At 43.1% G+C, this 24245-nt stretch carries 25 protein-coding genes; 2 read left to right on the top strand and 23 right to left on the bottom strand.

Features of this window, described 5'->3' with window-relative positions; genetic code table 11:
• Positions 1 to 36: 36 nt before the first annotated feature.
• The 23 genes from HMPREF9184_RS02490 to HMPREF9184_RS02380 form a co-directional block, all read right to left on the bottom strand.
• The gene (locus tag HMPREF9184_RS02490; RefSeq protein WP_000176899.1) at positions 37 to 474 is read right to left on the bottom strand and encodes a threonine/serine exporter family protein; all 438 of its coding nucleotides are present in this window, start codon (positions 472 to 474) and stop codon (positions 37 to 39) included.
• A 1-nt stretch (position 475) separates the two neighbouring features.
• Positions 476 to 1234 carry a threonine/serine exporter family protein gene (locus tag HMPREF9184_RS02485; protein ID WP_000344525.1) on the bottom strand — a complete coding sequence of 253 codons (759 nt, stop codon included), beginning with the start codon at positions 1232 to 1234 and terminating at the stop codon, positions 476 to 478.
• An 87-nt stretch (positions 1235 to 1321) separates the two neighbouring features.
• Positions 1322 to 3205 (bottom strand): Stk1 family PASTA domain-containing Ser/Thr kinase, encoded by a 1884-nt coding sequence (gene pknB / locus HMPREF9184_RS02480; protein ID WP_000614510.1) that lies wholly within the window; start codon positions 3203 to 3205, stop codon positions 1322 to 1324.
• Positions 3202 to 3942: a Stp1/IreP family PP2C-type Ser/Thr phosphatase gene (locus HMPREF9184_RS02475; protein ID WP_000401538.1), complete on the bottom strand. Its 741-nt coding sequence runs from the start codon at positions 3940 to 3942 to the stop codon at positions 3202 to 3204. Before HMPREF9184_RS02475 ends, pknB begins: the two co-directional genes overlap by 4 nt.
• Before the next feature lie 15 nt (positions 3943 to 3957).
• Entirely contained in the window at positions 3958 to 5271 is a 1314-nt protein-coding gene (gene rsmB / locus HMPREF9184_RS02470) for a 16S rRNA (cytosine(967)-C(5))-methyltransferase RsmB (protein ID WP_009755134.1), read from the bottom strand.
• Positions 5264 to 6199: a methionyl-tRNA formyltransferase gene (gene fmt, locus HMPREF9184_RS02465; protein ID WP_000163717.1), complete on the bottom strand. Its 936-nt coding sequence runs from the start codon at positions 6197 to 6199 to the stop codon at positions 5264 to 5266. The genes rsmB and fmt overlap by 8 nt, the downstream gene beginning before the upstream one ends.
• Before the next feature lie 12 nt (positions 6200 to 6211).
• Positions 6212 to 8608, bottom strand: coding sequence for a primosomal protein N' (locus tag HMPREF9184_RS02460; RefSeq protein ID WP_000951889.1), 2397 nt, complete (start codon positions 8606 to 8608; stop codon positions 6212 to 6214).
• 65 nt (positions 8609 to 8673) lie between these two features.
• A complete protein-coding gene (rpoZ, locus tag HMPREF9184_RS02455; RefSeq protein WP_002874282.1) occupies positions 8674 to 8988 on the bottom strand; it encodes a DNA-directed RNA polymerase subunit omega in 315 nt (104 codons plus the stop codon).
• 24 nt (positions 8989 to 9012) lie between these two features.
• The gene (gene gmk / locus HMPREF9184_RS02450; protein ID WP_000775041.1) at positions 9013 to 9639 is read right to left on the bottom strand and encodes a guanylate kinase; all 627 of its coding nucleotides are present in this window, start codon (positions 9637 to 9639) and stop codon (positions 9013 to 9015) included.
• A gap of 134 nt (positions 9640 to 9773) precedes the next feature.
• On the bottom strand, positions 9774 to 11387 hold the full coding sequence (locus HMPREF9184_RS02445) for a ribonuclease Y (protein ID WP_000404952.1): 1614 nt from the start codon (positions 11385 to 11387) through the stop codon (positions 9774 to 9776).
• Between the two features lie 255 nt (positions 11388 to 11642).
• The gene (locus HMPREF9184_RS02440) at positions 11643 to 13256 is read right to left on the bottom strand and encodes a P-loop NTPase fold protein (protein ID WP_000984573.1); all 1614 of its coding nucleotides are present in this window, start codon (positions 13254 to 13256) and stop codon (positions 11643 to 11645) included.
• A gap of 213 nt (positions 13257 to 13469) precedes the next feature.
• Positions 13470 to 13724 (bottom strand): Txe/YoeB family addiction module toxin, encoded by a 255-nt coding sequence (locus tag HMPREF9184_RS02435; RefSeq protein WP_000924728.1) that lies wholly within the window; start codon positions 13722 to 13724, stop codon positions 13470 to 13472.
• A 3-nt stretch (positions 13725 to 13727) separates the two neighbouring features.
• Complete coding sequence (locus tag HMPREF9184_RS02430) at positions 13728 to 13982, bottom strand: type II toxin-antitoxin system Phd/YefM family antitoxin (RefSeq protein WP_198002582.1); 255 nt, start codon at positions 13980 to 13982, stop codon at positions 13728 to 13730.
• 130 nt (positions 13983 to 14112) lie between these two features.
• Positions 14113 to 15210: a nucleotidyltransferase gene (locus tag HMPREF9184_RS02425; protein ID WP_000156349.1), complete on the bottom strand. Its 1098-nt coding sequence runs from the start codon at positions 15208 to 15210 to the stop codon at positions 14113 to 14115.
• Positions 15211 to 15219: 9 nt separating this feature from the next.
• On the bottom strand, positions 15220 to 15960 hold the full coding sequence (locus HMPREF9184_RS02420; protein ID WP_000257062.1) for a class I SAM-dependent DNA methyltransferase: 741 nt from the start codon (positions 15958 to 15960) through the stop codon (positions 15220 to 15222).
• Positions 15961 to 16281: 321 nt separating this feature from the next.
• Positions 16282 to 16635: a ribosome silencing factor gene (rsfS, locus tag HMPREF9184_RS02415; RefSeq protein WP_001003012.1), complete on the bottom strand. Its 354-nt coding sequence runs from the start codon at positions 16633 to 16635 to the stop codon at positions 16282 to 16284.
• The gene (gene yqeK / locus HMPREF9184_RS02410; protein ID WP_000331217.1) at positions 16636 to 17229 is read right to left on the bottom strand and encodes a bis(5'-nucleosyl)-tetraphosphatase (symmetrical) YqeK; all 594 of its coding nucleotides are present in this window, start codon (positions 17227 to 17229) and stop codon (positions 16636 to 16638) included.
• Positions 17229 to 17858: a nicotinate-nucleotide adenylyltransferase gene (locus tag HMPREF9184_RS02405; RefSeq protein ID WP_000963693.1), complete on the bottom strand. Its 630-nt coding sequence runs from the start codon at positions 17856 to 17858 to the stop codon at positions 17229 to 17231. Before HMPREF9184_RS02405 ends, yqeK begins: the two co-directional genes overlap by 1 nt.
• A 51-nt stretch (positions 17859 to 17909) precedes the next feature.
• Positions 17910 to 18221 carry a ribosome assembly RNA-binding protein YhbY gene (yhbY, locus tag HMPREF9184_RS02400; protein ID WP_000060169.1) on the bottom strand — a complete coding sequence of 104 codons (312 nt, stop codon included), beginning with the start codon at positions 18219 to 18221 and terminating at the stop codon, positions 17910 to 17912.
• A gap of 213 nt (positions 18222 to 18434) precedes the next feature.
• On the bottom strand, positions 18435 to 19541 hold the full coding sequence (yqeH, locus tag HMPREF9184_RS02395; protein ID WP_000391204.1) for a ribosome biogenesis GTPase YqeH: 1107 nt from the start codon (positions 19539 to 19541) through the stop codon (positions 18435 to 18437).
• A 2-nt stretch (positions 19542 to 19543) separates the two neighbouring features.
• Entirely contained in the window at positions 19544 to 20071 is a 528-nt protein-coding gene (locus tag HMPREF9184_RS02390) for a YqeG family HAD IIIA-type phosphatase (RefSeq protein WP_000963753.1), read from the bottom strand.
• A gap of 17 nt (positions 20072 to 20088) precedes the next feature.
• Complete coding sequence (locus tag HMPREF9184_RS02385) at positions 20089 to 20997, bottom strand: magnesium transporter CorA family protein (RefSeq protein WP_000899716.1); 909 nt, start codon at positions 20995 to 20997, stop codon at positions 20089 to 20091.
• Between the two features lie 57 nt (positions 20998 to 21054).
• A complete protein-coding gene (locus HMPREF9184_RS02380) occupies positions 21055 to 21615 on the bottom strand; it encodes a mechanosensitive ion channel family protein (RefSeq protein WP_001154837.1) in 561 nt (186 codons plus the stop codon).
• 148 nt (positions 21616 to 21763) lie between these two features.
• On the opposite strand from HMPREF9184_RS02380, the gene sstT reads away from it, so the two are divergent.
• A complete protein-coding gene (gene sstT, locus HMPREF9184_RS02375; protein ID WP_000720779.1) occupies positions 21764 to 22969 on the top strand; it encodes a serine/threonine transporter SstT in 1206 nt (401 codons plus the stop codon).
• A gap of 67 nt (positions 22970 to 23036) precedes the next feature.
• Positions 23037 to 23990, top strand: coding sequence for an aromatic acid exporter family protein (locus tag HMPREF9184_RS02370; protein WP_000029012.1), 954 nt, complete (start codon positions 23037 to 23039; stop codon positions 23988 to 23990).
• Positions 23991 to 24245: the final 255 nt, after the last annotated feature.

Raw genomic sequence — 24245 nt, 5'->3', positions numbered from 1 at the left:
GTCTTTGCTTTGACAGTATCAGGAGGAGATTCCTCGCTATTTTCGGATGTAATAATAGAGCTTTAAAATCACCGTTCCACTAGCCATCCCTATAGAAATGACCAGAGCCAACATAACCACCAAAGTCGCACTGGCAAGGGCATGACTGTAATCGCCTGTCACAAAGAAAGCTGTCGTCCGATAGGATAGATAACCGGGTACTAAAGGGGCAAGAATAGCCAAGACAAAGACCACTGCTGGTGTTTTATAGACAATACTTAAAATCTGGCTGATACAAGAACCAATCACCGCCGCGATAAAGGTCGCAACGATGACATTGGTTGGTTCTTTGAGCACGAGATAGAGAAGCCAAACGCCCATTCCCAAAACCCCACCAGGCAGAAGCATGGAGCGTTGGACATTCAATACGATTAGAAAGTTGATAATGGCGAGCAAACTCGCTACTGCTTGGAGTAAAATACTTGTTAGAGTCATCTTATGTCATCAAAACCAGGGCGACTGAAGTGCCGGCCCCTAAAGCGAGGGTAATGAGCAGAGATTCAAACATCTTGCTCATACCAGAGTTGATATGGTTGGTCATGATATCCCGTACCGCATTTGTCAGAGCAATCCCTGGAACAAAGGGCATGACAGCTCCTGCTATAATCAGGTCTGCTGTCGAAGGAAATCCAGTGTAGCGGGCCCAGAACTGGGCAATCAAGCCAAAAACAAAGGCTCCCGCAAAGGCTGTTACAAAAGGAATGCGGATAAACTTCTCGACGTAGAGAGAGAAGGCAAACCCAAACAAGGTAGCAATGGCAGCACCAAATGCATCATAGACATTGCCCCCAAACATAATCGAGAAGAAAGGAGCACTGAGGGTTGCTGCTACAGTCACTTGGAGCTTGCTATAAGGAAGAGCTTGATTTCTGATTTCCTTCAGCTTTTTAAAAGCTGTAGAAAGATCAATCTGGCCACCCACAAGTTCTCGTGATACTTGGTTGACATCACAGACTTTTTCGATGTTATAGGAGGATGACGTCACCCGTTTCATCCGAGAAATATTGGTGTTTTCAATCGAAAAGAAAATAGCTGCAGGCATGGCAAGAACATTGCAATCCACTATTCCCTGTGAATGGGCAATGCGAATCATGGTGTCCTCAACCCGATGAATCTCCGAACCACTTTTCAAGAGAATAGTTCCAGCTAGCATAATCACATCAATGACAGCATTTAACTCTTTTGATTCGTCCATTTTCTACTCCTATTTTCTACTCCCTCTATTCTATCACAAAAGTTCATGAAAAAAAATCTTTGTCACGATTTCATGACAAAGATTGGGTTAATTTCGTTCATTGCTTGACGTTCTACTGCCATCTGAAGAATCCGTTGTAGGGTTGCTACCTTGATTGTTACTCTGCGAAGGCGTTGTGTCTGTTCCTGGATTTCCGTGTTGAGACGAACTTGATGAAGAAGGAAGTGGTTTTGGTTTATAAATAGAAATCTTAACACGTGTTTTATTAAGATCTACCTTTTCTCCAGGTTTAGGGTTCTGACTAACAACTGTTCCTGCAGTAGTTCCTTCAGGAGCAGTCGATACTTCCACAACTTCGATATTAGCTTCTTTTACACCAACAATTTGAATCAAATTGTTCTTAGTGAATTCAAGGCTTGAACCAATGTAACTTGGCATCGAAACGCTGGTCACCTTCTTAGCAACTGTCAATACAATACTTGTTGCCTTTGTTAGGTCGTAAGTACTTCCTGCAGCTGGGGTTTGCCTAATGACTGTTCCTGGATCGCTCTCACTTGTTTCTTCTTCCTCAATCTTGATAAGATTTTCTGGAACCTTTTTCTCTTTGAGCTCTGCGACAACATCCGAGGACTTACGTCCTACATAGTTACTTAGTTGGAAGGATTGCTTACCTGAAGACACGATTAGATTTACTTTGCTTCCTTCTTTTCGACCACTTCCAGCTTCTGGGTCTGTTCGAATAATGCGACCTTCAGCTACTGTGTCGCTGGCCTCTGTCTTTTCTTCACCTACTTCAAAATTAGCTTTCTTCAGTGTTTCTTTAGCTTCAGCTACTGTCTGTCCCGATACATTTGGAATGGCAATAGTCGCCGGAGTTCGGGAGAAGATCCAAATCAAAGAGGCTGCAACTAGCAAGGCACTGGCCAGTAAAATCATGTAGCGAGCTTTAAACTTCCGTTTTTTAGCTGGTTTTGGTACTGGTGCTTCATCTACCACCTGCTGAGTCTGCTCTTTTGATTGAGGTCGCTCTAATTGTGGCTTAGCCTTCGGAATAGAGGTTAGAGTGCTCTGTGGAACTTTAGGCAAGGTCTTGGTATCAACCTTGCTTGCCTCATCGAAGACTAGCTTTGGTTCTCTCCTACGATTATGAGACAAACAACTCGACAAGTCCACATACATTTCCGATACAGACTGATAGCGATCTGTCAATTTCTTGGCCGTTGCCTTGATAACAACATTTTCCAAAGCTTGTGGCACTGCTGGATTCTCAGCAATAACAGATGGAAGTGGTTTTTGGAAATGCTGGAGGGCAATAGTCACTGCACTATCCCCATCATAAGGGATATGTCCAGTCAACATTTCATAGAAAATAATCCCCATAGCATAGATGTCACTCTGCACAGTTGCCTTGGAACCACGGGCCTGCTCAGGTGAGAGATAGTGGACTGAACCGAGCATGGAGTTGGTCTGTGTCAGACTAGTCTCTGCAAAAGCCACGGCAATCCCAAAGTCTGTAACTTTGGCAGTTCCATCTGGTGTCAATAGGATATTTTGAGGTTTCAAATCTCGGTGGATAATCCCTCTCGTATGCGCCAGACGCATGGCCAAGAGAATCTGTCCCATAATACGGACGGCTTCTTCATTTGAAAGAGGAGAGTGTTCTTTGATATAACGTTTGAGGTCAAGCCCTGCCACATACTCCATAGCTAGGTACTGCTGACCGTCTTCCTCACCGATATCTGTTATTCGAACGATATGGGGATGATCCAGTTCCGCCATGGCTCTCGCTTCACGTTGAAAACGTGCCACAGCAATCGGATCTGTCTGATAGTTGGTCCTCAGGACCTTAACCGCCACTTCTTCCCCGTCTAGGATCAAATCCTTGGCCAAGTAAACATCCGCCATGCCTCCTCGACCAATCTGTTTGATAATCCGATATCGTCCGGCAAAAATCTTGCCGATCTGGATCATTCTACTTCCTCCTCATTCATGTGAACAAGGGCAACCGTGATATTATCTAAGCCTCCTGCATTATTTGCAAAACGAATCAAAGTTGCCGCCTTGTCTGCCAAGGAAATATCACTCGTTACAATATCGTAGATATCGCTTCCTGAGATCATATTGGTCAAGCCGTCACTGTTAAGCAAGAGGTAGTCTCCTGGCTCTAGGCTGACCATGCCAAAATCTGGTTGAATTTCATCTTTCTGCCCAATGGATTGGGTAATGATATTTTTCTGCGGATGAATTTCTGCCTCCTCTGGAGTTAGCTGACCGGCCTTTAGCAGAGCATTAACCAAAGAATGATCACTTGTGAGCTGGCGATAATCTTCACCACGAATCAAACCGATACGAGAATCACCGATATGGGCATAAATAGCTTGATTTCCAATAATGGCTACTGCTTCAAGCGTTGTACCCATCCCCTTATAGGCTTCGTCTTTCCCCATCTGATGAATTTTTTGATTTTCAAGTTCCAGATAGTGGGCAAACCATTCACGAACCTCATTGACGGTGTCGATTTGGGTATCAACCCAAGCCACGCCCAGGTCCGTTACCGCCATCTCACTAGCGATATTACCTGCACGGTGTCCTCCCATCCCATCAGCCAAGAGGATCATGGTGCGTCCTGCTCGGTTGACAAAGTGATTGACATAGTCTTGGTTATTTGTTCGTTTCTGACCAACATCTGTTAATAATGCTATTTCCATTGTGTCAGTTCCTTCCTAATCAGATATCTTGCGGAATTGGCTGATAAAGAATCCATCACTTCCATACAATTCTGGAGTAATTAGGATGCAGCCATCTTTCAGGATATCTTTACATTCGTGTTCTAGTTTAACCTGCTCGAACTCGGGATGACTTTCTAAAAATGCCTCAACGACGTGAAAGTTCTCCTCTGAGACGATAGTGCAGGTACTATACGTTATTATACCACCTTTTCGTAAGGTTTGACAAACACTACCTAGTATTTCCAGCTGAATTTGCTGTAATGATGCGAAATCCGCCGTTTCTTTATTGTATTTGATGTCTGGTTTGCGACGCAAAAGTCCAATCCCAGAACAAGGAGCATCTACTAAGATCTTGTCAAAGTAGTCCCGACCGAAAAATTCATGTACTTTTCTGGCGTCCAATTTTTGTGTTTGAACCCGATCCGCCACACCCAGACGTTGGGCATTTTCTTGGATCAAGTCCAACTTGTGATTATAAAGATCCAAAGCCGTCACCTTACCAGATGTGAGGAAAGAAGCCATATGGGCTGTTTTCCCACCCGGAGCTGCACAGGCATCTAGGACCTGCTCATGGCCTTGCAGATCAAGAGTGGGAGCAACCAATTGACTGGACTCATCTTGGATGGTAATAGCACCCTCTGAAAACAAATCATGCCCCGCAAAGTGTCCCTGCTCCTTGACCAAACCAGAAGCGGCCAAAGGTGAATCACTCGCCTCTAACACGGCCTTGATTTCCTCCTTTCGACTCAAGTCGGTCACTCGGATGCTGGCTTTGTTGCGCACCAAGAGGCTTTCAAAGATGGCTTGGGCTCGCTCTTCGCCGTATTCTTCCTTGAGCTTAGACACTAGCCAAACTGGGAGAGAATAGGCAATGGAATCACTCTTGTTTTTGCGTTTGATAGTTGCAATATCTGGCCAGCCTTCTCGCAAGATACGACGAAGGACTGCGTTGACTAATTTTTCACTGCCTTTTTTACGCGCTTTGGCTATCTCTACCGCTTCATTGACTACAGCGTGATTAGGAATCTTATCCAGATACCGAAGTTGGTAGGCGCTCATGAGAAGAAGGACATAGAGCCAGTTATCTAGCTTGTCTCGGTCTTGGATAAAGTGGGACAGATACCATTCTAAGGCGAGTTTGCGTGCTACCGTTCCGTAGACAATCTCTGTCACCAAACCCTTGTCTGCTGCTGAGAGTTGACTGCCCTTGAGGTGTTTATTTAAAGCAATATTTGAATATGCTTGGTTGACAAAAACATCCTCTAACACTGCTAGAGCTAGATTTCTAGCCGTTTCTACTTTAGTCACCAAATCGTTCTCCTACAGTCAATGTCCGTCCAACTCCGTTGAGGAAGGAAGCAATGTCCATCTTAGGCTTACCTGCTGGCTGCACTTGTTTGAGAGATAGAGCTCCTTCAGCCGTTGCGACAATCAATTCTTTCTTGCCGATAGAAAGGATCTCGCCTGGATTTCCCTGAGCTTCTACTGGTAGGGCTTCATAAATCTTAAAGCGGTCGCCCTTAAGGAAAGTGTGGGCAACAGGCCATGGATTCATCCCTCGGATTTGGTTGAAGAGTTGACGGTTAGTCTTATTCCAGTCCAACTTTTCTTCTTCTGACTTTATATTTGGCGAGAAAGTGACTTGGCTTGGGTCCTGATGCACAGGTTTGATCTCCCCAGAAATATAGCCAGGAAGGGTGTCCAAAAGCAAGTCACGACCAACAATCGCCAATTTTTCAAACAAGGTGCCGACATTGTCCTCATCTGTAATAGGGATACTGCGGCGGGAAATCATGTCTCCTGCATCCATTTCCTTAACCATCTCCATGATGGTCACACCGGCTTCCTCATCCCCTTGAATCAAGGCATAATGAATGGGGGCACCACCACGGTGTTTAGGAAGAAGGGAGGCATGAACGTTGACCGCAAAGTCCATGCTATCAAGGAGTTTACTTGGGAGAAACTGTCCAAAAGCAGCGGTCACAATCCCATCTGCTCCTAGCTTCATAATGTCTTCCAGCTCTGGGCTTCCAGATAATTTTTCAGGTTGGTAGATAGGAAGACCTGCTTCTTTGGCAGCCTGCTTGACAGGGGTTTCTTGGATCACTTTTTTACGGCCGACAGCGCGGTCTGGCTGGGTCACAACAGCTAGAATCTCGTAACGGTCGTCTGATAACAACCCCTTCAAAACTGTCGCTGAAAATTCAGGTGTCCCCATAAAGATTAGTTTTGTCATTTCTTCTCCTTCTTATAAAAATTGCTGCGGTTCATGGTCAATACTGAGACGAAGCTCGCTATTTTCCCGTTCTTGAGTCAAGGCCAAGACCTGGTTGAGGGTTGGACCCAGCTCATCTTCTAAACGGTATTTAATCAAAATCTGGTAATGATAAAGGTTGTGGGTTCGTGCAATGGGTTTTGGCGTTGGTCCAAGGATTTTACTAGTTTCCGATAAACCAGATCGCAAGATCCCCATGACTTCATAGGCACGTTTGACAACCTCTTCTTCTTTCTTGTGAGAGAGGGTAATCCCAATCGTGAAATAATAGGGTGGATAACCTAGTTGGCGCCTGATACTCATTTCATAGGCATAAAAACCTTCATAATCCTGATCTTTTGCAAAACGAATGGCATAGTGTTCCGGATTGTAAGACTGGATCAAGACCTGCCCAGCCTTTTCCGCACGACCTGCCCGACCAGCCACCTGAGTTAAGAGTTGGAAGGTTCTCTCAGAGGAACGGAAATCTGGCAGATTCAAGGCCGTATCCGCATTGAGCACTCCGACTAGGGTCACATTTGGAAAATCCAAGCCCTTAGCAATCATCTGAGTTCCCAGCAAGATATCTGCTTGCCCTTGACCAAACTGGTCAAGAAGAGCTTGGTGACTACCTTTCCTACGGGTCGTATCCACATCCATCCGCAAAATGCGGGCCTGAGGAAAGAGCTCTGCTAGTTCATCGTAGGCTTTCTGAGTCCCCGTCCCATAGTAACGAATACTGCGGCTCTGACAGTTGGGACAGACATGAGGGATTCCCTTAGAAAAACCACAGTAATGGCAGTTCATAGTCTTAGTATCCATGTGCAGAGTGAGAGAAATGTCACAGTTGGGACAAGTATCCACGGTTCCGCACTCCCGACACATAACAAAGCTAGAATAACCACGGCGATTGAGCATGAGGACTACCTGCTCTTTTTTAGCCAGACGGTCTTGGATAGCTTCTAGCAAAGGAGGGGTAAAGTTTGATGTCTCATTTTGTCCGATATAGTCCCGAAAATCAATCACTTGAACCTCGGGAATGGTGGCCAAAGGATTGGCCCGTTGGTTCAGACGCAAGTGTTGATAGACTCCTTTTCCAGCACGCGCTCGACTCTCTAAGCTCGGTGTAGCAGAACCAAGCACCAGGGCCGCTTGATTGTACTGGGCCCGTAGAATAGCGACCTCTCTAGCATGATAACGCGGATTACTGTCTTGTTTGTAGCTAGCTTCATGTTCTTCATCGATAATCATGACACCTAGATTTTTCAGAGGAGCAAAGATGGCCGATCTGGCTCCAACCACAACTTGAGCATCTCCACGCTCGACCTTGCGCCATTCATCGTACTTCTCACCATTAGACAAGCCTGAGTGAAGGATGGCTACTTTCTCTCCAAATCGAGCAATAAAACGCTCCGTCATTTGTGGCGTCAGAGAAATCTCAGGTACCAGCAAAATAGCCGTCTTACCCTTGTCCAAGGCTCCTTGGATAATCTGCAAGTAAACCTCCGTTTTCCCGCTTCCTGTAATCCCTTGAAGGAGGAAGGGAGGTTGCTGACTGCCAATAGCACTGATAACCGCATCGCGAGCTTGACTTTGCTCTGGATTCAGCTCCAAAGGTCTACTTGCTTCAATGCCTTCGAAATAAGCAGCCGAGCGTTGAACTTCCTTTTGGACTAGGGTTAGAGCTCCTTGATCCACAAAAAAGTTGACTTGCTCCCGTGAATAGGACTCTAACAAATTAGCCAGAGGTGCACTTTCCGCATGAGCAAGCAGATAGTCTCTGAGCTCTGCTTTTTTCTTAGCACGCGCAGAAATCTCAATCTGCTTTAGTCGAGTAGCATCAACCTCATACCAAGACTGGGTCTTGACCTTCTTTTGATCGACTGCCTGGTATTCTAAACGGAGCAACCCTTTTCTCGTCAAACGCATCATCTCAGCTTGCTTAGCAAAGTCTAGAGAAGAAAAGGCTAGCGAATCTTCTGAACCAAACAAACGCTCTTTGTCTACCTGGATTAGATCTTCCAGAGGATAGAGAATCTTATCATAGCTAGAGTTTAAAAACCCTGGAAGCATAGCTTTTAGAATGGAGATTTTGTAAGAAAAGACAGACTTACGAAGCTCCTCAGCCAGCCAGAGTTGCTCCTGAGTCAAGACGGGAGAAAAGTCCAGCACTTCTGCAATCTCTTTCAAGTCCTGATCAGCCACCTCTTCATCCGACTGGGACTCCAAGCCAAGAACAATTCCTTGTATCAAACGATTGCCCTTACCGAAGGGGACATGGACCCGCATACCGACTTCCAGCATCTCTACAAATTCCTCTGGGATCTTGTAACTGTAGGGCTGATCCGTCTGCATCAAGGGAACATCCACGATAATCTTTGCGATAGCCATCTTCTCACCTCCTTCTTGTCAGTAAATTCTTGCAATAGAAAAAATAAGATTGAGTCCCCCCAACCTTAAATTTTTTCACCATCTTCTTTTTCTTTAGCGATTTGCTCTTTGATTTTCTTTTCTTCTTCTTCTTTGCGGCGTTTTTCTTCTTCGATACGGAGACGAACCGCTTCACGTTTTCCTTCTGGATCTGGGTGAATCGTAACGTTTCCTGACTCGATTTCTTCCAAAGCGCGAAGAGTTGATTTTTCAGACTTAAACTCTTGAGTAGCTGGCGCACCTGCTTCTAGTTCGTGGGCACGTTTTGCTTCCAAGATTACGAGTGAATATTTTGATGGCACCTTGTCTAGCAAGGTATCAATAGAGGGTTTTAACATCATTTGCTTGTACCTGTTTCCTATAGTTTATCGAGTAGTTGGAGATTTTGGCAACATCTCCTGGTAGTGACCAATGACACGGTCCACACGGAAGTGTTCTGCTTCGATCACACGCTTGACACGTTCAGCAGCGAGGGGCACCTGATCGTTGACAATGGCATAATCATACTCACGCATGAGGGCAATTTCTTCCTTGGCTTTTTCGATTCGTTGGGCAATCACTTCAGCACTGTCTGTTCCACGACCTACCAGACGATCCTGTAATTCATCCAAATCTGGTGGCGTTAGAAAGATAAAGACAGCATCTGGAACCTTTTTCTTAACCTGAAGAGCTCCCTGGACTTCAATCTCAAGAAAGACATCGATTCCCTTATCCAGAGTTTCATTGACATAGGTCAAAGGAGTTCCATAGTAGTTACCGACATATTCTGCATATTCCAACATCTGGCCTTGACGGATCAGTTCTTCAAACTCTTCACGAGTACGGAAGAAATAGTCCACCCCGTCCACTTCACCAGGACGTTGCGCACGCGTCGTCATCGATACAGAGTATTGAAATTGATTCTCAGAACTCTCAAAAATCTCTCTTCTAACCGTTCCTTTCCCAACTCCTGAAGGACCAGAAAAAACGATTAGCAAGCCTCGGTCTGCCATTATGTCTCCTTTAGTTAGTCTGTGAAATAAAGTGAAATTTCTCTCGGATACTGATGATAAGGTCAGTTATCCTCCTACAGTCTTTCTATCTAGTGTAACAAAAAAGCAGTAATATTTCAACTGCTCTTTCTTATTTATTTAGCATAATCTACTGCACGAAGTTCGCGGATCACGGTTACCTTGATATTTCCTGGGTAATCGAGATTATTTTCAATTTTCTCACGAACTTTGTGAGCCAAGATTGTGACTTTGTCGTCTTTGATTTGTCCTGGATTAACCATGATACGGATCTCACGTCCTGCTTGAAGGGCAAAGCTATTTTGCACGCCTTCAAAGCCATTGGCGATTTCTTCCAAATCATGGAGACGCTTGATATAGCTTTCAAGAGATTCACTACGAGCACCTGGACGCGCTGCACTCAAGGCATCTGCTGCAGCAACGATCACTGCAATGACGCTTTCGGCTTCGACATCGCCGTGGTGGCTAGCAATCGTATTCACCACAACTGGGTGTTCCTTGTACTTACGAGCCAACTCCGTACCAATCTCAACATGGCTACCTTCAACCTCGCGGTCAATAGCTTTCCCAATGTCGTGAAGGAATCCAGCACGACGGGCAAGAGCTGCATTTTCACCAAGTTCACTCGCGATGATACCAGATAACTTAGCAACCTCAATCGAATGACGCAAAACATTTTGTCCATAAGAAGTACGGAACTGCAAGCGTCCCATGATCTTCATCAAGTCTGGATGAAGGTTTGGCGCACCAATCTCATAGGCAGCAGCCTCACCATATTCACGGATTTTATTGTCAATCTCTTGACGGTTTTTCTCCACCAACTCCTCAATACGAGCTGGGTGGATACGGCCATCCTTGAGCAACATTTCCATGGTCATACGAGCAATTTCACGACGAATCGGATCAAATCCTGACAAGGTTACCACTTCCGGTGTATCGTCGATGATCACGTCGACCCCTGTCAAACTTTCAAAGGTACGAATATTTCGACCTTCGCGTCCGATAATGCGTCCCTTCATGGTATCATCTGGTAGGTGAACTGTAGAGTTTGTTGACTCCGCTACATAGTCACCAGCGATACGCTGCATAGCCTGAACCAAGATATCTTTCGCAATCTTGTCTGAACGTTCCTTAACTTCTTGCTCAGCATCACGAATGCGACTAGCAATTTCCTTGGTCAAATTTTCCTCTGTCTGAGCCAAGATAATATCTCGAGCCTCAGCTTGGGAAAGGGAACCGATACGTTCAAGTTCAGCTTCTTTTTGTCTTTCGACTTCCTCTAATTGCTCTTCACGTGCATCAAGGTTTTTTGCTCTATCAGAAATACTTTGTTCTTTTTGTTCAAGTGTTTTTTCTTTGTTCGTCAAATTGTCGTCTTTGCGGTCAAGGCTCGTAGCTCTCTCCGTCAAACGACTTTCGATTTGCTTGAGTTCCTGACGTTCTGACTTAAATTCAGCGTCCACTTCTTCACGGTATTTTCTGGCTTCCTCTTTGGCCTCCAATAGTGCTTCTTTTTTAAGAGACTTGCTTTCGCTCTTGGCTTCATTTAGCAATAAATCCGCTTCGCGCTCAGCTTGTCCTCGTAAATTAGTTGCTTCTTGTTCAGCATTTAGAAGCATCAACTCTGCAGCCTCTTGTGATGATTTCATCTTAGCTGAGATGCTGACATATCCAATGACTAAACCAATGATGACGGCAAAAACAACAATCGCAATGGTCATGATTTCCATGTTTTTACCTCATTAAATTTGTTTATCGAATGACATACATTCCTTAATATTCTATCATAAAAAACCGATTTTCACAAACCCAAATTGAAGTTGTTTTGGTTATTTCGAACGAATTTTAGACAACGAATCTTCCAAGATGTCCCTCTTTCTTTCTAAATTACTCGTATTTGGCTATCACAACTTATAACTCCCTTACTTCTTTTTAAAAATCAGATACAGATCAGAAAAAATTGAAATCCACAGCCTTTAAAGAACCTAAATAAAAAGATATTTAGTTTTAAATTGTTCTCCAAATCTTCTCTTTTTTTCGAAATATCGTTTTGCTTTATCGTATTCTAATTCTTCGTAAGGATATTCTTTAGAAATTTCAAATTCGAAGTCAATATTTCGATCAAATTCGTACCCCAATGTTCTTAATTCTTTTATTTCTGAACCTTTTTCCCACAAAAAATATAACAACTCTTCAAAATATGATTTTTTCTTATCAATAACTTCGATAATATTTTCCGAAGCAATACTAGAATATTCCTCTTTTAGAATCAGAATCGCATTTAGAATCTCTTTATCAATCGTATACTGATAAAGTTCACTCTCCAAGATGTTATACAGATATCCCATATCTAAATTTATCGGTTTGTCTTCAAAATATTTAACAAGCGACATAAGTACATTCTCTGTTTCCTCGCGGCCATTCATCCAATTGATAATGTAGTCTGCTTTCTTATTATTATCAGTCATATTGGAAAGTTCTTCTAATGATTTCTGGAACTCTCTCAAACTTGGTTTTTTTACTTTTGAATCTTCATTGTCATCTTTTGAATCTTCATTGTCATCTTTTATAACTATCTCGTCTATATCTACATAATAAATTTTAAAAATCAATGATAACATTTTTCCAAAGTCATCATCTCTCATTTTACTCTTTTTCAAAATGTTATCTATGACTTCTTCTGTAGATACCATTCGATTATGATTTAGCTTAAATTTATTATAAATAATCTTCTTTGCTGACCCAATTTCCTCAATGTTTAAAATTACAATAATTTTAAATTTTTTATTCTCAGAAAGATAGTCAATATAACCCAATAAATCATTGTAATCTGAAGGGTTATCTGATTTTGCTGCATCTGAAGGGTTATCTGATTTTGCTACATATGAAACCCGTTCAAAATCATCAAAAATAATGATAGAATCTCGCTTCATCAAATCCGTTCCAACTGTTTTAAAGAACCATTTAAAAACTCCTCCAATAAGTGGAATAAAGTCCAAATTTCCGAGTATTGATTGCTTTTCTATTTCATTGATCAATATTTTCTCGGCTTGCTCTCTTGTTTTGATCCCAAAACAGGAAATATAGTAGATTTCTTTCTTTTTATAAATTTGATTTTCAAAAAACGTCTTTATGAAAAATGTTTTCCCACTCCCCCAAGAACCATCCAGCCAGAATACATTATGAATAGAGTCTGGACTATTTAAAAACTCTACCAGATGAGTTTGATAAGGATAGTCATCCAAATCATATTCCGGAAATAGCTCTGGGTCCAGTTTCTTATAATTAACTTTTTTAAAAATTATGTCTAAAAACCAGAATAGTATTGTTAGTATAGTCAGTGCTAACAATATTATTACACGATTCTCATACAAAATTGAAATAATATCTTTTAAAAAATTATAATTAGATATAAATTTATAGATAGGTAAAGCAAAGCGTTTAAATTGTTCAATCTCAAGTGCAAGATACAGTACCCATATACTAGCTATAAATATTTTATACCATTCAACAACTCTAACATTACTACTCCATGACGGTCTTTTCAACATATATTTCAATGGTTTGAAATTCAGAAAAAAATTAAGAATCCTCATCATTATATTTTCGTATATCCCCCTTTTAATCTATATTATCATGATTATACCACAAAATAAGAGCTATAAAGCGGATTCAAGGACAAAGATTGTAATCGCTATACTAAATTTCTTTTCTTATTTTTTGTCTTAGGAAATCTAACATTCTCCAAAAAATTTTATCTTCAATTTGCTAGCTAAATTTTCTAAAATAAAAAAGCCTACCTTTCAGTAGGCTTAGTGGTGATCTTTGAAGGACAAGAAAGCGACGCCATCTCCATCCATCATATAAATCAAGCGATTTTCTGCATCAATACGACGTGACCAAGCTCCTTGGTAGTCATACTTGAGCGGTTCTGGTTTACCAATTCCTGTAAATGGATCTCGTTGAATATCCTTGATTAGTTTGTTGATTCTTTTTAACGTTTTCTTGTCCTGAGTTTGCCAGTAGCAATAATCCGCCCAGGCATCTTCTGTAAACTTGAGCAGCATTCCTCACTCCTCAATATCATGGACCTGAGTGCTTCCAGCACGAACTTGAGCCATTCCTCGCAAAACCTTGTCAGATAGCTCCTTATTTTGAGCGATTCTCAGGGTTTCCTGAATACTGTCCCATTCGCTCTTTGAAAGGACTACAATGTCCTCATCTGGATTTTTATTGACCACCGTCAAAGGCTCAAATTCATCGTTTACCTTCTTCATGTAGTCCTTTAAATGATTTCGGAATGTTGAGTAAAGAACTGCTTCCATAACCATACCTCGTTTTACCTCTTTTCCACTATTATACACGAAAAGAAAGAAATTGTCAGGAACTTGTACAAGATTTTCTTTTCGATCTATTTATTCGGAAAAATTTCAAAAAGCCTACCTTTCAGTAGACTTAGTTTGTTTCTATTCTAATGGGTACCCTGCCGAAATTCTGCTCTGAGAGATTGGGTGTTCCCAGTTGGTAAATCTGGTCTGCCTTTTGGGTCATAGCATCCCAAGGTTCTTTACCAATTCGGCTGACTAGATGGACCTGCTCTTTCAGAGACTTGAGATGCTGTCTGCCTTTTTCGGTAAAGCCAAGGACATGAATGGCTTCTGGCAGGTCACTTTCTCTGGCCTGCACCAGGATATAGGTCAAGAGGCGTCTGACACGCGCCTTGGTATAGCGTTTGGTCGCAACAGCCTCCACTAAGTTTTCCACAGACTGAGCTTTTTTGATAGCTTCCTTGATGCGCACAGCCATTTCTTGATTGACCTGATAAATGGTGGTTAGGTCGGGATTTGACAAGATTTGATAGCGGAGCAAGGGAAAATAGTCATTCCAGCTCACCTTACTGGCCTGTTCAAAGAGGACAACAGAAGGCATAAAGCGTTCTAAGAAATCTTTGTCCCCCTGGTGCTGGCGAAGAGCTGTCGCCGAGGCGAAGTCCACATCCTTGTCCACAGAATGGTAACCCGCTCCCTGACGCTGAACCGGCTGGAGTTTGATGTTGCGTCCTGCAACTGCCTTTGCATAGGCCAGAGCAAGGACATGATTGGGCGTATTGCCTGAAAAATCAAGACCAGCAAATTCCTTCCACATGGCTTGGGTTTTCTGAGGATAGGAGAGAGAGTCAGGCAGATTATCCACAAATTTTTCCATATCTATACCTTGATTTGTGTATAAATCTGCGATTTTTTGATAATCCAAAACTTCTTCTGTCCCAAAAGCGAGGCTATCAATTCCCAACCGAGCCAAGATATGCACAGCTCCTTGGCCAAAGAAATCTGCCGCCTGAACACTGACTAAAAAGGGCAATTCCACTACCAAGTCTGCGCCATTTTCCAGTGCCATCTGGGCCCGTGTCCACTTATCAACGATAGCAGGCTCGCCTCTCTGCATGAAATTCCCAGACATGGCAACGATTTTCAGTCCCTCAGCCTGATCCAACAGGTATTTGTGCCCATTATGAAAAGGATTGAACTCCGCGATAATACCTGTGATGGTCATAGATTTCTCCTACTTCTGCGCGACAAAAAACCAACGTTTACTGGTTTCTGTTGGCTCCTTGTCCTCAAAGTCCGCATGGAGTTTGAAGGACTTGAAACCAGCCTGTTCCAGCAAAATATCATAGGTCAAGACTTCATAGGTCCGTTCCTCATGCACTTCATCGTGTCGGCTAAAAGAGCCGTCTGCTTCCTTGATAAAGAAAGTCAGCTCGTGCACGATAGAGTGAGGTGCCGCGTCCTCGTAGGTATCCCAGAGCATGGCAAAATCTTCTGCATTTTCATGGTAAGAATAGCCTGGAAAAACTTCATCTGTCTGGTAGGTCGAATGCACATCAAAGATAAATACACCATCTTCCTTGAGGGCATTATAGACTTCTTTAAAAACGTCACCTACTTCCACCTCATCCTGCATGTAACAGATTGAGTCCGAATAACACGTGACAAAATCATATTTACCCGCCTTGGATAAATCCAGCATATTGCCTTCAATAAAATCAATCTTTTGCTTGGCTGAAGCAGCTCTCTTCTCTGCAATCTTCAGCATATCTGCACTCAAGTCAAGTCCAGTCACTTCAAAACCAGCCTGAGAGAAGCGCACAGACTGGATGCCTGTCCCACAAGCCAATTCCAAGAGTTTTTTTCTCTCCTTAGTCTTAGGCAAATGACGCAGTGAAAAATCCGTCCATTTGTCGTATAAACTATCGTCCATCACAGCATCGTAAACAGCCGCAAAGGTTTCATAAGTCGCCATAAAACATAATACCAAGTCCGCCCGTAATTCGATAGAAAATTAGGAGCCTGACGATGGAGCCGAGCTCCAAGGAAGGCTGTCTATTTTCCGAGAATTACAGGACGGGTTCAAATCCTTTCTAAGATACAAAGAGCGTTAAAAGCAAAGAGAAAATAGGAAACTTTCTACAGTATCATCAGATACAAAGGAAGTTACTCTTTTTCTCACAGCTTTTAGCTCGTATTCAGTTTCAACATCTACCAAACACAACGCCCTCACCTTTCCATCAATTCCTTTTAAAATAAGCAAAGAAACCCAGTTGACTACAACTGAGTTCATCTACTAGGCCAAAGTTTCAGATAAATCTACTGACTTGGCCTCATGCCAGAGTTTTTCTAGATTATAGTGGGCGCGCATTTCTTCTGAGAAGATATGCACCACGACCCCACCGAGGTCTAGCAAGACCCAGCCTCCCGCTGCATCGCCTTCGACATGACTGCCTTTAACACCAGCTTCTGCTACTTTTTCACGAATGTTATCAGCGATTGCGTCCAACTGACGGCTATTCATCGAGCTAGTGATAACAAAGTAGTCAGTCACGCTAGTCAGATCTTGTACATCAAGTGCAAGGATATCCTCGGCACGTTTCTCATCAGCCGCTTTCACGACTAGTTCTAGTAATTCTTTTTCGTTCATTTATTCCTCTTTCAAATAGTGCACATAGGCGTTATAGGTTTCAAGGGTTTGGGGATAGATGGGAAATCCTTGGTGAGCCAAATGCTCGACAGTGCGAGCTGTCTCATAGGCTACTGCCTTATTGAGCGATAAACTTGCAATCTCACGCGCCTGATCCACTCCTGGAAAAGCACGATTGTGCTCGATGTAGTCTGCAACATAGATAACCTTATCTAGGTCTGTCATCTGACCAGCCCCTACTGTATGGATTTCAATGGCTCGCAAAATTTCAGGATCTTTCAAATCTAAATCTTCCTGAATCTTGTAGATGCCGACCATTCCATGCCAGACATTATTGCCCCAGTTTTTGAGGTCTGGATCTAGCTGATAACGGTCAATCAAGTCTAGAAAATCCTGATCTGACAGTTTTTTGGCATAGTCATGAAGGAGACCTGCAAGACCTGCTTTCTCGGCATCGACTCCAAATCTCTCCGCTAGTTCTATGGCTGCACACTCCACGCCCAAGCAATGGGTTAGGCGTTTTTCAGGTAGAAGCTCTGCCATCTTTTCCAACAAAGCTTCACGGGAGCAGTTGATATAGTCTTGATAGGCCATCAGTAGAGCTCCTCCTTCTCTATATAGTCTAGCACTGGCTGAGGCAGGAGAAAGTTGGGTTTCCGACCTTGGGCAAGGAAGTCACGCACCATGCTGGATGAGATATCCATGAGAGGTACATCTACCCAGATAACTGGATAGGAAGTTCCTGCCTTGTAGCGCGGGCGCTGAACCCCCACAAACTGAACCATGTCAACCAGTTCATCAATTCGGTACCACTTGGGCAGATAGTCCACCATATCCGCACCGATAATGAAGTAATAATCCGTATCTGGATGTTGCTCTGTCAAAATCTTCATGGTGTCATAAGTGTAAGAAATACCCTTGCGCTCTAGCTCAATGGTTTCAATGTCCAGACCTTCGATCCCCTCAATCGCCAATTCAAGCATCTTGAGACGATGGTGCTCCGAGATAGTTTCCTTTTTGTCTACATGAGGTGGCTGATATTCAGGCATGAGCAGGACCTGGTCCAGTCCTAATTGTTGTCGTACTTGGTCCGCCACAACAAGATGGGCATGGTGAATGGGGTTAAAATTCCCCCCTAAAATCCCAACTTGTTTGCGTTTTTTCTCCTTGATTTCTGGCTCCAACTCTACCTTGGTAAAGGGAGTCAATAATTCGATTGCCATAGGCTCGTCTTCCTTTAATTCTCTGTAAAAACAGTTGTTTGGAGTAGGGTTTTAGATTTCTTTGACTTTCTTGGAAATCTTGCGATTTTCTTTCTTGCTGGATTGTTTAAACAAGATCAAGATGCGTCCGATCTTTTGGACTGTGTCCACACCTATTTCTTCTTCTAAAATTTCAGCTACTTCGTGGATGTTTTCATCTGTGTTTTGCAAGAGCGTAACTTTAATCAATTCACGGGCGTCAAGAGCCTGACGGACGCTAGTTTTGATTTGGTCGTTGAGACCATTTTTCCCGATTTGGATGATGGGTTTAAGGGTGTGTGCCTGGCTGTTGAGGAAGGCACGTTGTTTTGATGTTAATGACATAATTTTCTTCCTTGTTTTTTGATAGTTATTTTAAGTGGTGAGGGACGGTCGGAACTAATTTTCCAAAGATCTCATCTTTGAAAAATGGATTTCCTGACCTCACAATTGAGCCTTGGTCTCAATTGTGCCCTTTGCCAATCTAAAGATTGGCAATCACACCACGGCAATAACTATCTCTGTATGAGCTCACTTTGTTCGCTCAGCTATTTTATTTTAAATGATTGCTTTTCGTGTGACGACGGCGACGCCTTCTGGTACCCAGACGGCGACTTTGGCGGTACCTGTTACGCGGATCCAGCCTAGACCTGAGATGACTAGGTCGGTTTTATCCTTGATGGTAAAGACATGCTGAACAAGTTTTGGAAAATCTTCTTTTTCCTTGCTATTTGGTGGTGTCAGAAGGATTCCTAGGTGCTTGTCGTAAAAAGCACTAGCGCCTTCTAGCTTGGTACGGTGGAGTTTGAGTTCATTGTCAAAGAAAGCAGTAAATCCTTGCTTCTCACCTGATATGAAGTCAAAGCGTCCCAAACCACCTAAAAACAGGGTTTGCTCAGAGTTAAGCTGATAGGTTTTGGGCTTGATTTCCTTTTTAGGGCTGACATACTTGAGGTTTTTAGCCGTCAAGTAGTGGGCCATCTGGTGGCGGTGGATAATCCCTGGTGTATCGTAGATATAAGCTCCGTCGTCAAGCGGAATCTCAATCTTATCCAAGGTTGTCCCTGGGAAGCGCGAAGTCGTGATGACATTTTGATCACCAGTGATTTCTTGGATAATAGCGTTGATAAGGGTTGACTTTCCAACGTTGGTCACACCGACCACGTAGACATCACGGCCCTTACGGTAGTGTTCAATCTTGTCAATGACTTCCTTGATGGCATGCTTATTCTGAGCCGAAGTCAAAACGACATCCACTGGACGAAGTCCTTCTTCGTGGGCACGCTCCACGAGCCACTGGCTAATCTTGCCCGGTTTAACTGACTTGGGCAGAATATCTTTTTTATTTCCGACCAAGAGAACATCATTGCCCGACACAAAGCGTGATAAGCCTGGGATAACAGAACCATTAAAGTCAAAGATATCAATGACATTGACCACCAAGGCATCACTGTCTCCCACCTCGTGCAAGAGCTTGAGGAAATCATCGTCCGTCAACTGGACATCTGTGATTTCATTGTAATGACGGAGACGGAAACAGCGTTGGCAATAGACTTCGCCTGTCTCCAACCCTTTTTCGAGTGCCGACTGGGGAGTAAATCCAAGACCAGCCTTGTCTGTCGTCTGAATGGTTGCTCCACAACCAATACAGAGAATTTCTTCCATAGTTAAATTCCTTTTTTATATATAATCGGTCCGTACTTTTCAGTAATTTGCTTCATGACACGGCGCTCGCGAGCTCGGTTAATCTGCGTCTTGATAGAGTCATGTTGAACCAAGGGTTTGACTAAGATCGAGCGAATGCCTGCACGATGCGCTGCACGAATATCTGTCATAAGTTGATCGCCGACCATGACCACTTCATTTTTCTCATAGTGGAATTCCTTCATGGCACGGTCAACCCCAAAGGTGAAGGGCTTCAAGGCCCAATAAACGTAGTCAATCCCAAACTTTTCAACTGCTCGTTGAACCCGTTTTTTGGTATTATTTGAGACCACGATGACACGAATACCTGCGTCACGAAGGTCATGTAGCCATTGCTTCATCTCTGGCGTTCCATCAGGGTTATTCCAAGCAATGAGGGTATTGTCCAAATCGACCAAAACAGCCTTGATTCCCTGCGCCTGCAGGCTTGGGACTGTCAGATCATAGACTGCTCCCACAGCAAAATCTGGCATATAGTTTTCAATTGCCATTCTGGCTCCTTTTCTTTTTAATTTCTAGCAATTTTCTTTAAAAATTGGGCTAAGACTGCCCATAAAATGAGACTAGCTATCAAAATATAAATCCAAGCATCTGGTTCATCTGTAAACGGTAAGGGAACATTCATTCCGAAAAATCCTGTAATAACCGCAAGGATAGCTAGCAAAACTGAGATAATTGTCAAAGTTGTCAAATTATCATTTAGATTATTATTTAGGATGTTGTTGTAAGAGGCTGAGAGTTGTTGCAAAACTTGAGATATCAGGTCTGTCATTGAAACTAACTGATGGGCTTCAATCATAGCATCGTCAAACTGCTCTCTTTCAACCTCATTAAGATTGCGATAAAGAGCATGACCTTGGATATGTTCCAAAAGGAGACGATTTTGTTTAGCAGCAGCTGTCAGGTAAACCATACCAGTTTCCAAGTCAGAAAGGGCAAAAAGATTTTTTTTAGTTGTTTTTTGACGAAGAAGTGCACTGATTTCATCCTTACTTTTATCCATCTCTTCAATAACTGGATAATAAGCATTACTAATAATCTCTAAACTGGCAAAAAGAAATTTGTAGATGGAAATAATTTCATGGCTTTCAAGATAGGTCGCCATGCGTTTAATCACATAAGTATTCTTGTGATTGCTGATAGTGATCAACCGTTGTTTTTCAACGATAAAGGTCATTGGAATCGCTTCATAATATTCTTTGTCTTTTTCTAAATCAAGAACATTATAAATAAAGGTTACCGTCCCCGTTTCACGGTTATAATCCATGTGAGCACGTTCATTTCTATCTAGAGCATACTCAATGGTTTCCTTGTCCAATCCATAGACGTCAGAAAGATCTTCCATATTTTTAATCTTGTCCACATCAAGGTCTATCCAGGTACAATCATGACCTAGTTTTTTCTCTACAAATAGCATACTCTCTCCTTTGCCAAACTCTCTCTATTGTACCACAAATCTGCCAAAATAGCAGGGCTACTCTGTACGAGAGAAGTTGCTGACAACAGTGATATTTCGGTTGGGAACAAAGTGAAGGGCTTGGTCGTCACTGCGAAGTTGGGTCGTACGAATTCCTACACTGACAACCTTTCCAGACACGGTAATAGGACCATTTGTGAGGATCACTTCGTCGCCCACATCGAGCTGGCGTTCAAAGAGGATGAAAAAGCCGTTGATGACATCGGATAGAAAGCCTTGCGCTCCCATACCGATAGCCACCCCAGCAATCCCTGCCCCAGCAAGGAGGCTGGAAACTGGCAAACCTAAAATGGACAAGATACAGTAGATTAAAAAGAAATAAAGGGTATAGTTAAAGATATTTTCAAGCAAACGAGAAATAGTCTTCTGTCTGCCAGCATCTCGATTTGAAAATTTAAGCGAGGGCTTGACAATCTTTCGTACAGTCGCGTGAAGCATCTTTTTAGCTATATAAAATAGCAAAAACAAAATCAAAAGAGAAATCACCTTGGTCAAGAGATTCTCTAATACAGTTGTTACATCCAATTTATCAAGATAACGTTGAAAAAATTCTTGCATACAAAACTCCTTTCTAGTATTATACCACAAATCATTCCGTTCAAATCCCTCATAAATATTCCGATATTCCCCCAAACTCAAAAAAAGACTTGCCTCAACGGCATATTTATACTATAATCATAAACAATACATTTTGAAGGAGACTATTATGAAAAAAATCATTCGAGCCTGGAACAAGGCCAGCCTCATCAAACGTATCCTAATCGGCATGCTTCTTGGAGCCTCTCTAGGGCTACTTTTCCCTAGTTTGTCGGGATTCGGCATTCTCGGTGACTTATTCGTTGGGGGGCTGAAAGCCATCGCTCCTGTCTTGGTCTTCACCCTCGTCGCAAATGCCCTCTCACAACATCAAAAAGGGCAAGATACCAATATGAAGACCGTTATTTTTCTCTATCTACTCGGTACCTTTGCAGCTGCCTTAGTTGCTGTACTGGCTAGTTTTCTCTTCCCCGTCCAGATTACTCTCAGCAGTGCGAGCACAGAGATTGCCCCACCAGACGGCATCGGTCAAGTCCTCAGCAACCTCCTGCTGAATCTCGTGGACAATCCCCTCAACGCCGTCGTCAAAGCCAACTATATTGGAATTCTATCATGGGCTGTTGTCTTTGGGCTTGCTATGAGAGAAGCTAGCAAAAACAGTAAGGAATTGCTCAAAACCATGGCTGGTGTGACTTCCAAGATTGTGGAGTGGATTATCAATTTGGCACCTTTCGGAATTATGGGCTTGGTCTTCAAGACCATCTCTGATAAAGGAATTACCAGCCTTGCTAACTACGGAATTTTGCTAGGACTCTTGATTACAACTATGGCTTTTGTGGCCTTTGTCATCAATCCCCTCATTGCCTTTCTCTTTATGAGAAAAAATCCCTACCCTCTTGTTTTGAAATGTTTGCGTGTTAGTGGGATTACAGCTTTCTTTACTCGTAGTTCTGCCGCTAATATCCCTGTCAACATGAAACTCTGCCAAGACCTAGGACTCAATCCAGATACCTACTCTGTTTCTATCCCCCTTGGCTCCACTATTAACATGGCTGGTGCAGCTGTAACCATTAACATTTTGACTCTAGCTGCAGTCAATACGCTGGGAATCCCTGTCGACTTTGGTACAGCCTTTGTCCTCAGTGTAGTGGCTGCCATTTCTGCCTGTGGAGCCTCTGGGATCGCTGGAGGATCACTTCTCCTCATCCCCGTCGCTTGTAGTCTCTTTGGGATTTCAAATGACGTTGCTATGCAAGTCGTCGGAGTTGGTTTTGTCATCGGTGTCGTTCAAGACTCCTGCGAAACTGCCCTGAACTCTTCTACCGACGTCCTCTTTACAGCAGTAGCTGAGTACGCGTCGGCACGTAAAAAATAGATTTTTTAAGACAAGTCTTTCAAGTCTTGTCTTTTATACTCTTATTCTAGTATTATAGGAAATTCTCATGTCTATCACCCAACGTACGACAAAACTGATCTTAGCGACCTGCCTCGCTTGTTTTCTAGCTTATTTTTTAGATTTGTCTTCAGCGGTTTCAGCTGGAATTATCGCCCTCTTAAGCCTTTCTGACACGCGCCGAAGCACACTGAAATTGGCACGTAACCGCCTCTTTTCCATGCTCCTAGCGCTCGCTATCGGCGTTCTAGCCTTTCAGCTGATAGGTTATCACATCTGGAGTCTGGGCCTCTATCTGGCCCTCTATGTGCCTCTAGCCTATAAAATGGGCTGGGAAATCGGTATCACCCCTAGCAGTGTCTTGGTCGGTCATCTCCTGGTACAGGAGTCTACTTCCCCAGAGCTCTTGCTCAATGAAGTACTCCTCTTTCTCATCGGAACAAGCTTTGCTCTGTTGGTCAACCTTTATATGCCCTCTCGTGAGAAAGCCATCCAAAGCTACCACCTTCAGGTCGAAGAAAAGTTAAAAGACATCCTGCTTCGCTTTAAATACTATCTGTCAAGAGGAGACGGACGCAATCGAGCCCAACTCGTTGACGAATTAGATGAGCTCCTCGATGAAGCCCTCAAGCTAGTTTATTTGGATCACTCAGATCACCTCTTTCACCAGACGGACTACCATATCCACTACTTTGAGATGAGACAGCGACAAAGTCGTACCCTGCGAAATATGGCCCAGCAGATCAATACTTGTCACCTAGCCGCCAGTGAAAGTTTGATCTTAGCCCAGCTCTTTGCTAAGATTGCTGCCCAGCTAAGCCAGACCAATCCTGCTCATGACCTACTTGATGACATCGAACACTATTTGGAAGTCTTCCGCAATCGGAGTCTCCCTAAAACGCGTGAGGAATTTGAGACCCGCGCCACTCTCCTGCAGCTACTACGCGAAGCCGAAACCTTCATTCAAGTCAAGGTCGATTTTTATCAGAAATATGGAAACTAGAAAAACCTCAGAGAAATCATGTTACATGAATTCTCTGAGGTTTTTAATTTACCTTTGACTTCAATTACCTTTACTATATGAAAATAAATCCAAATTCCACGAATCGAAATCATTCGTGGAATTTGTCTAGTGAAGCGTTTAGGTAACCGCCATAGCGGTTACCGATTGTTAGATTACGACACTGAGTTTTACAAATCGATTTCATTTGTAAAACTCAGTTAGTGAGGCAGTTAGGCAAGTCTAATAGGACTTGCC

It is taken from the genome of Streptococcus sp. oral taxon 058 str. F0407 (assembly GCF_000235485.1).
Classification (GTDB): domain Bacteria; phylum Bacillota; class Bacilli; order Lactobacillales; family Streptococcaceae; genus Streptococcus.
Note: the sequence above shows the minus strand (reverse complement) of the source record. Positions and strands in the feature narration are given on the sequence as shown.

Excerpts from the sequence above, each read along its gene's own strand:
- HMPREF9184_RS02490 (WP_000176899.1), bottom strand. The coding sequence starts at position 474 with ATGACTCTAACAAGTATTTTACTCCAAGCAGTAGCGAGTTTGCTCGCC.
- HMPREF9184_RS02485 (WP_000344525.1), bottom strand. The coding sequence starts at position 1,234 with ATGGACGAATCAAAAGAGTTAAATGCTGTCATTGATGTGATTATGCTA.
- pknB (WP_000614510.1), bottom strand. The coding sequence starts at position 3,205 with ATGATCCAGATCGGCAAGATTTTTGCCGGACGATATCGGATTATCAAA.
- HMPREF9184_RS02475 (WP_000401538.1), bottom strand. The coding sequence starts at position 3,942 with ATGGAAATAGCATTATTAACAGATGTTGGTCAGAAACGAACAAATAAC.
- fmt (WP_000163717.1), bottom strand. The coding sequence starts at position 6,199 with ATGACAAAACTAATCTTTATGGGGACACCTGAATTTTCAGCGACAGTT.
- HMPREF9184_RS02460 (WP_000951889.1), bottom strand. The coding sequence starts at position 8,608 with ATGGCTATCGCAAAGATTATCGTGGATGTTCCCTTGATGCAGACGGAT.
- rpoZ (WP_002874282.1), bottom strand. The coding sequence starts at position 8,988 with ATGATGTTAAAACCCTCTATTGATACCTTGCTAGACAAGGTGCCATCA.
- gmk (WP_000775041.1), bottom strand. The coding sequence starts at position 9,639 with ATGGCAGACCGAGGCTTGCTAATCGTTTTTTCTGGTCCTTCAGGAGTT.
- HMPREF9184_RS02445 (WP_000404952.1), bottom strand. The coding sequence starts at position 11,387 with ATGGAAATCATGACCATTGCGATTGTTGTTTTTGCCGTCATCATTGGT.
- HMPREF9184_RS02440 (WP_000984573.1), bottom strand. The coding sequence starts at position 13,256 with ATGATGAGGATTCTTAATTTTTTTCTGAATTTCAAACCATTGAAATAT.
- HMPREF9184_RS02435 (WP_000924728.1), bottom strand. The coding sequence starts at position 13,724 with ATGCTGCTCAAGTTTACAGAAGATGCCTGGGCGGATTATTGCTACTGG.
- HMPREF9184_RS02430 (WP_198002582.1), bottom strand. The coding sequence starts at position 13,982 with ATGGAAGCAGTTCTTTACTCAACATTCCGAAATCATTTAAAGGACTAC.
- HMPREF9184_RS02425 (WP_000156349.1), bottom strand. The coding sequence starts at position 15,210 with ATGACCATCACAGGTATTATCGCGGAGTTCAATCCTTTTCATAATGGG.
- HMPREF9184_RS02420 (WP_000257062.1), bottom strand. The coding sequence starts at position 15,960 with ATGGCGACTTATGAAACCTTTGCGGCTGTTTACGATGCTGTGATGGAC.
- rsfS (WP_001003012.1), bottom strand. The coding sequence starts at position 16,635 with ATGAACGAAAAAGAATTACTAGAACTAGTCGTGAAAGCGGCTGATGAG.
- yqeK (WP_000331217.1), bottom strand. The coding sequence starts at position 17,229 with ATGGCCTATCAAGACTATATCAACTGCTCCCGTGAAGCTTTGTTGGAA.
- HMPREF9184_RS02405 (WP_000963693.1), bottom strand. The coding sequence starts at position 17,858 with ATGGCAATCGAATTATTGACTCCCTTTACCAAGGTAGAGTTGGAGCCA.
- yhbY (WP_000060169.1), bottom strand. The coding sequence starts at position 18,221 with ATGTCATTAACATCAAAACAACGTGCCTTCCTCAACAGCCAGGCACAC.
- yqeH (WP_000391204.1), bottom strand. The coding sequence starts at position 19,541 with ATGGAAGAAATTCTCTGTATTGGTTGTGGAGCAACCATTCAGACGACA.
- HMPREF9184_RS02390 (WP_000963753.1), bottom strand. The coding sequence starts at position 20,071 with ATGGCAATTGAAAACTATATGCCAGATTTTGCTGTGGGAGCAGTCTAT.
- HMPREF9184_RS02385 (WP_000899716.1), bottom strand. The coding sequence starts at position 20,997 with ATGCTATTTGTAGAGAAAAAACTAGGTCATGATTGTACCTGGATAGAC.
- HMPREF9184_RS02380 (WP_001154837.1), bottom strand. The coding sequence starts at position 21,615 with ATGCAAGAATTTTTTCAACGTTATCTTGATAAATTGGATGTAACAACT.
- sstT (WP_000720779.1), top strand. The coding sequence starts at position 21,764 with ATGAAAAAAATCATTCGAGCCTGGAACAAGGCCAGCCTCATCAAACGT.
- HMPREF9184_RS02370 (WP_000029012.1), top strand. The coding sequence starts at position 23,037 with ATGTCTATCACCCAACGTACGACAAAACTGATCTTAGCGACCTGCCTC.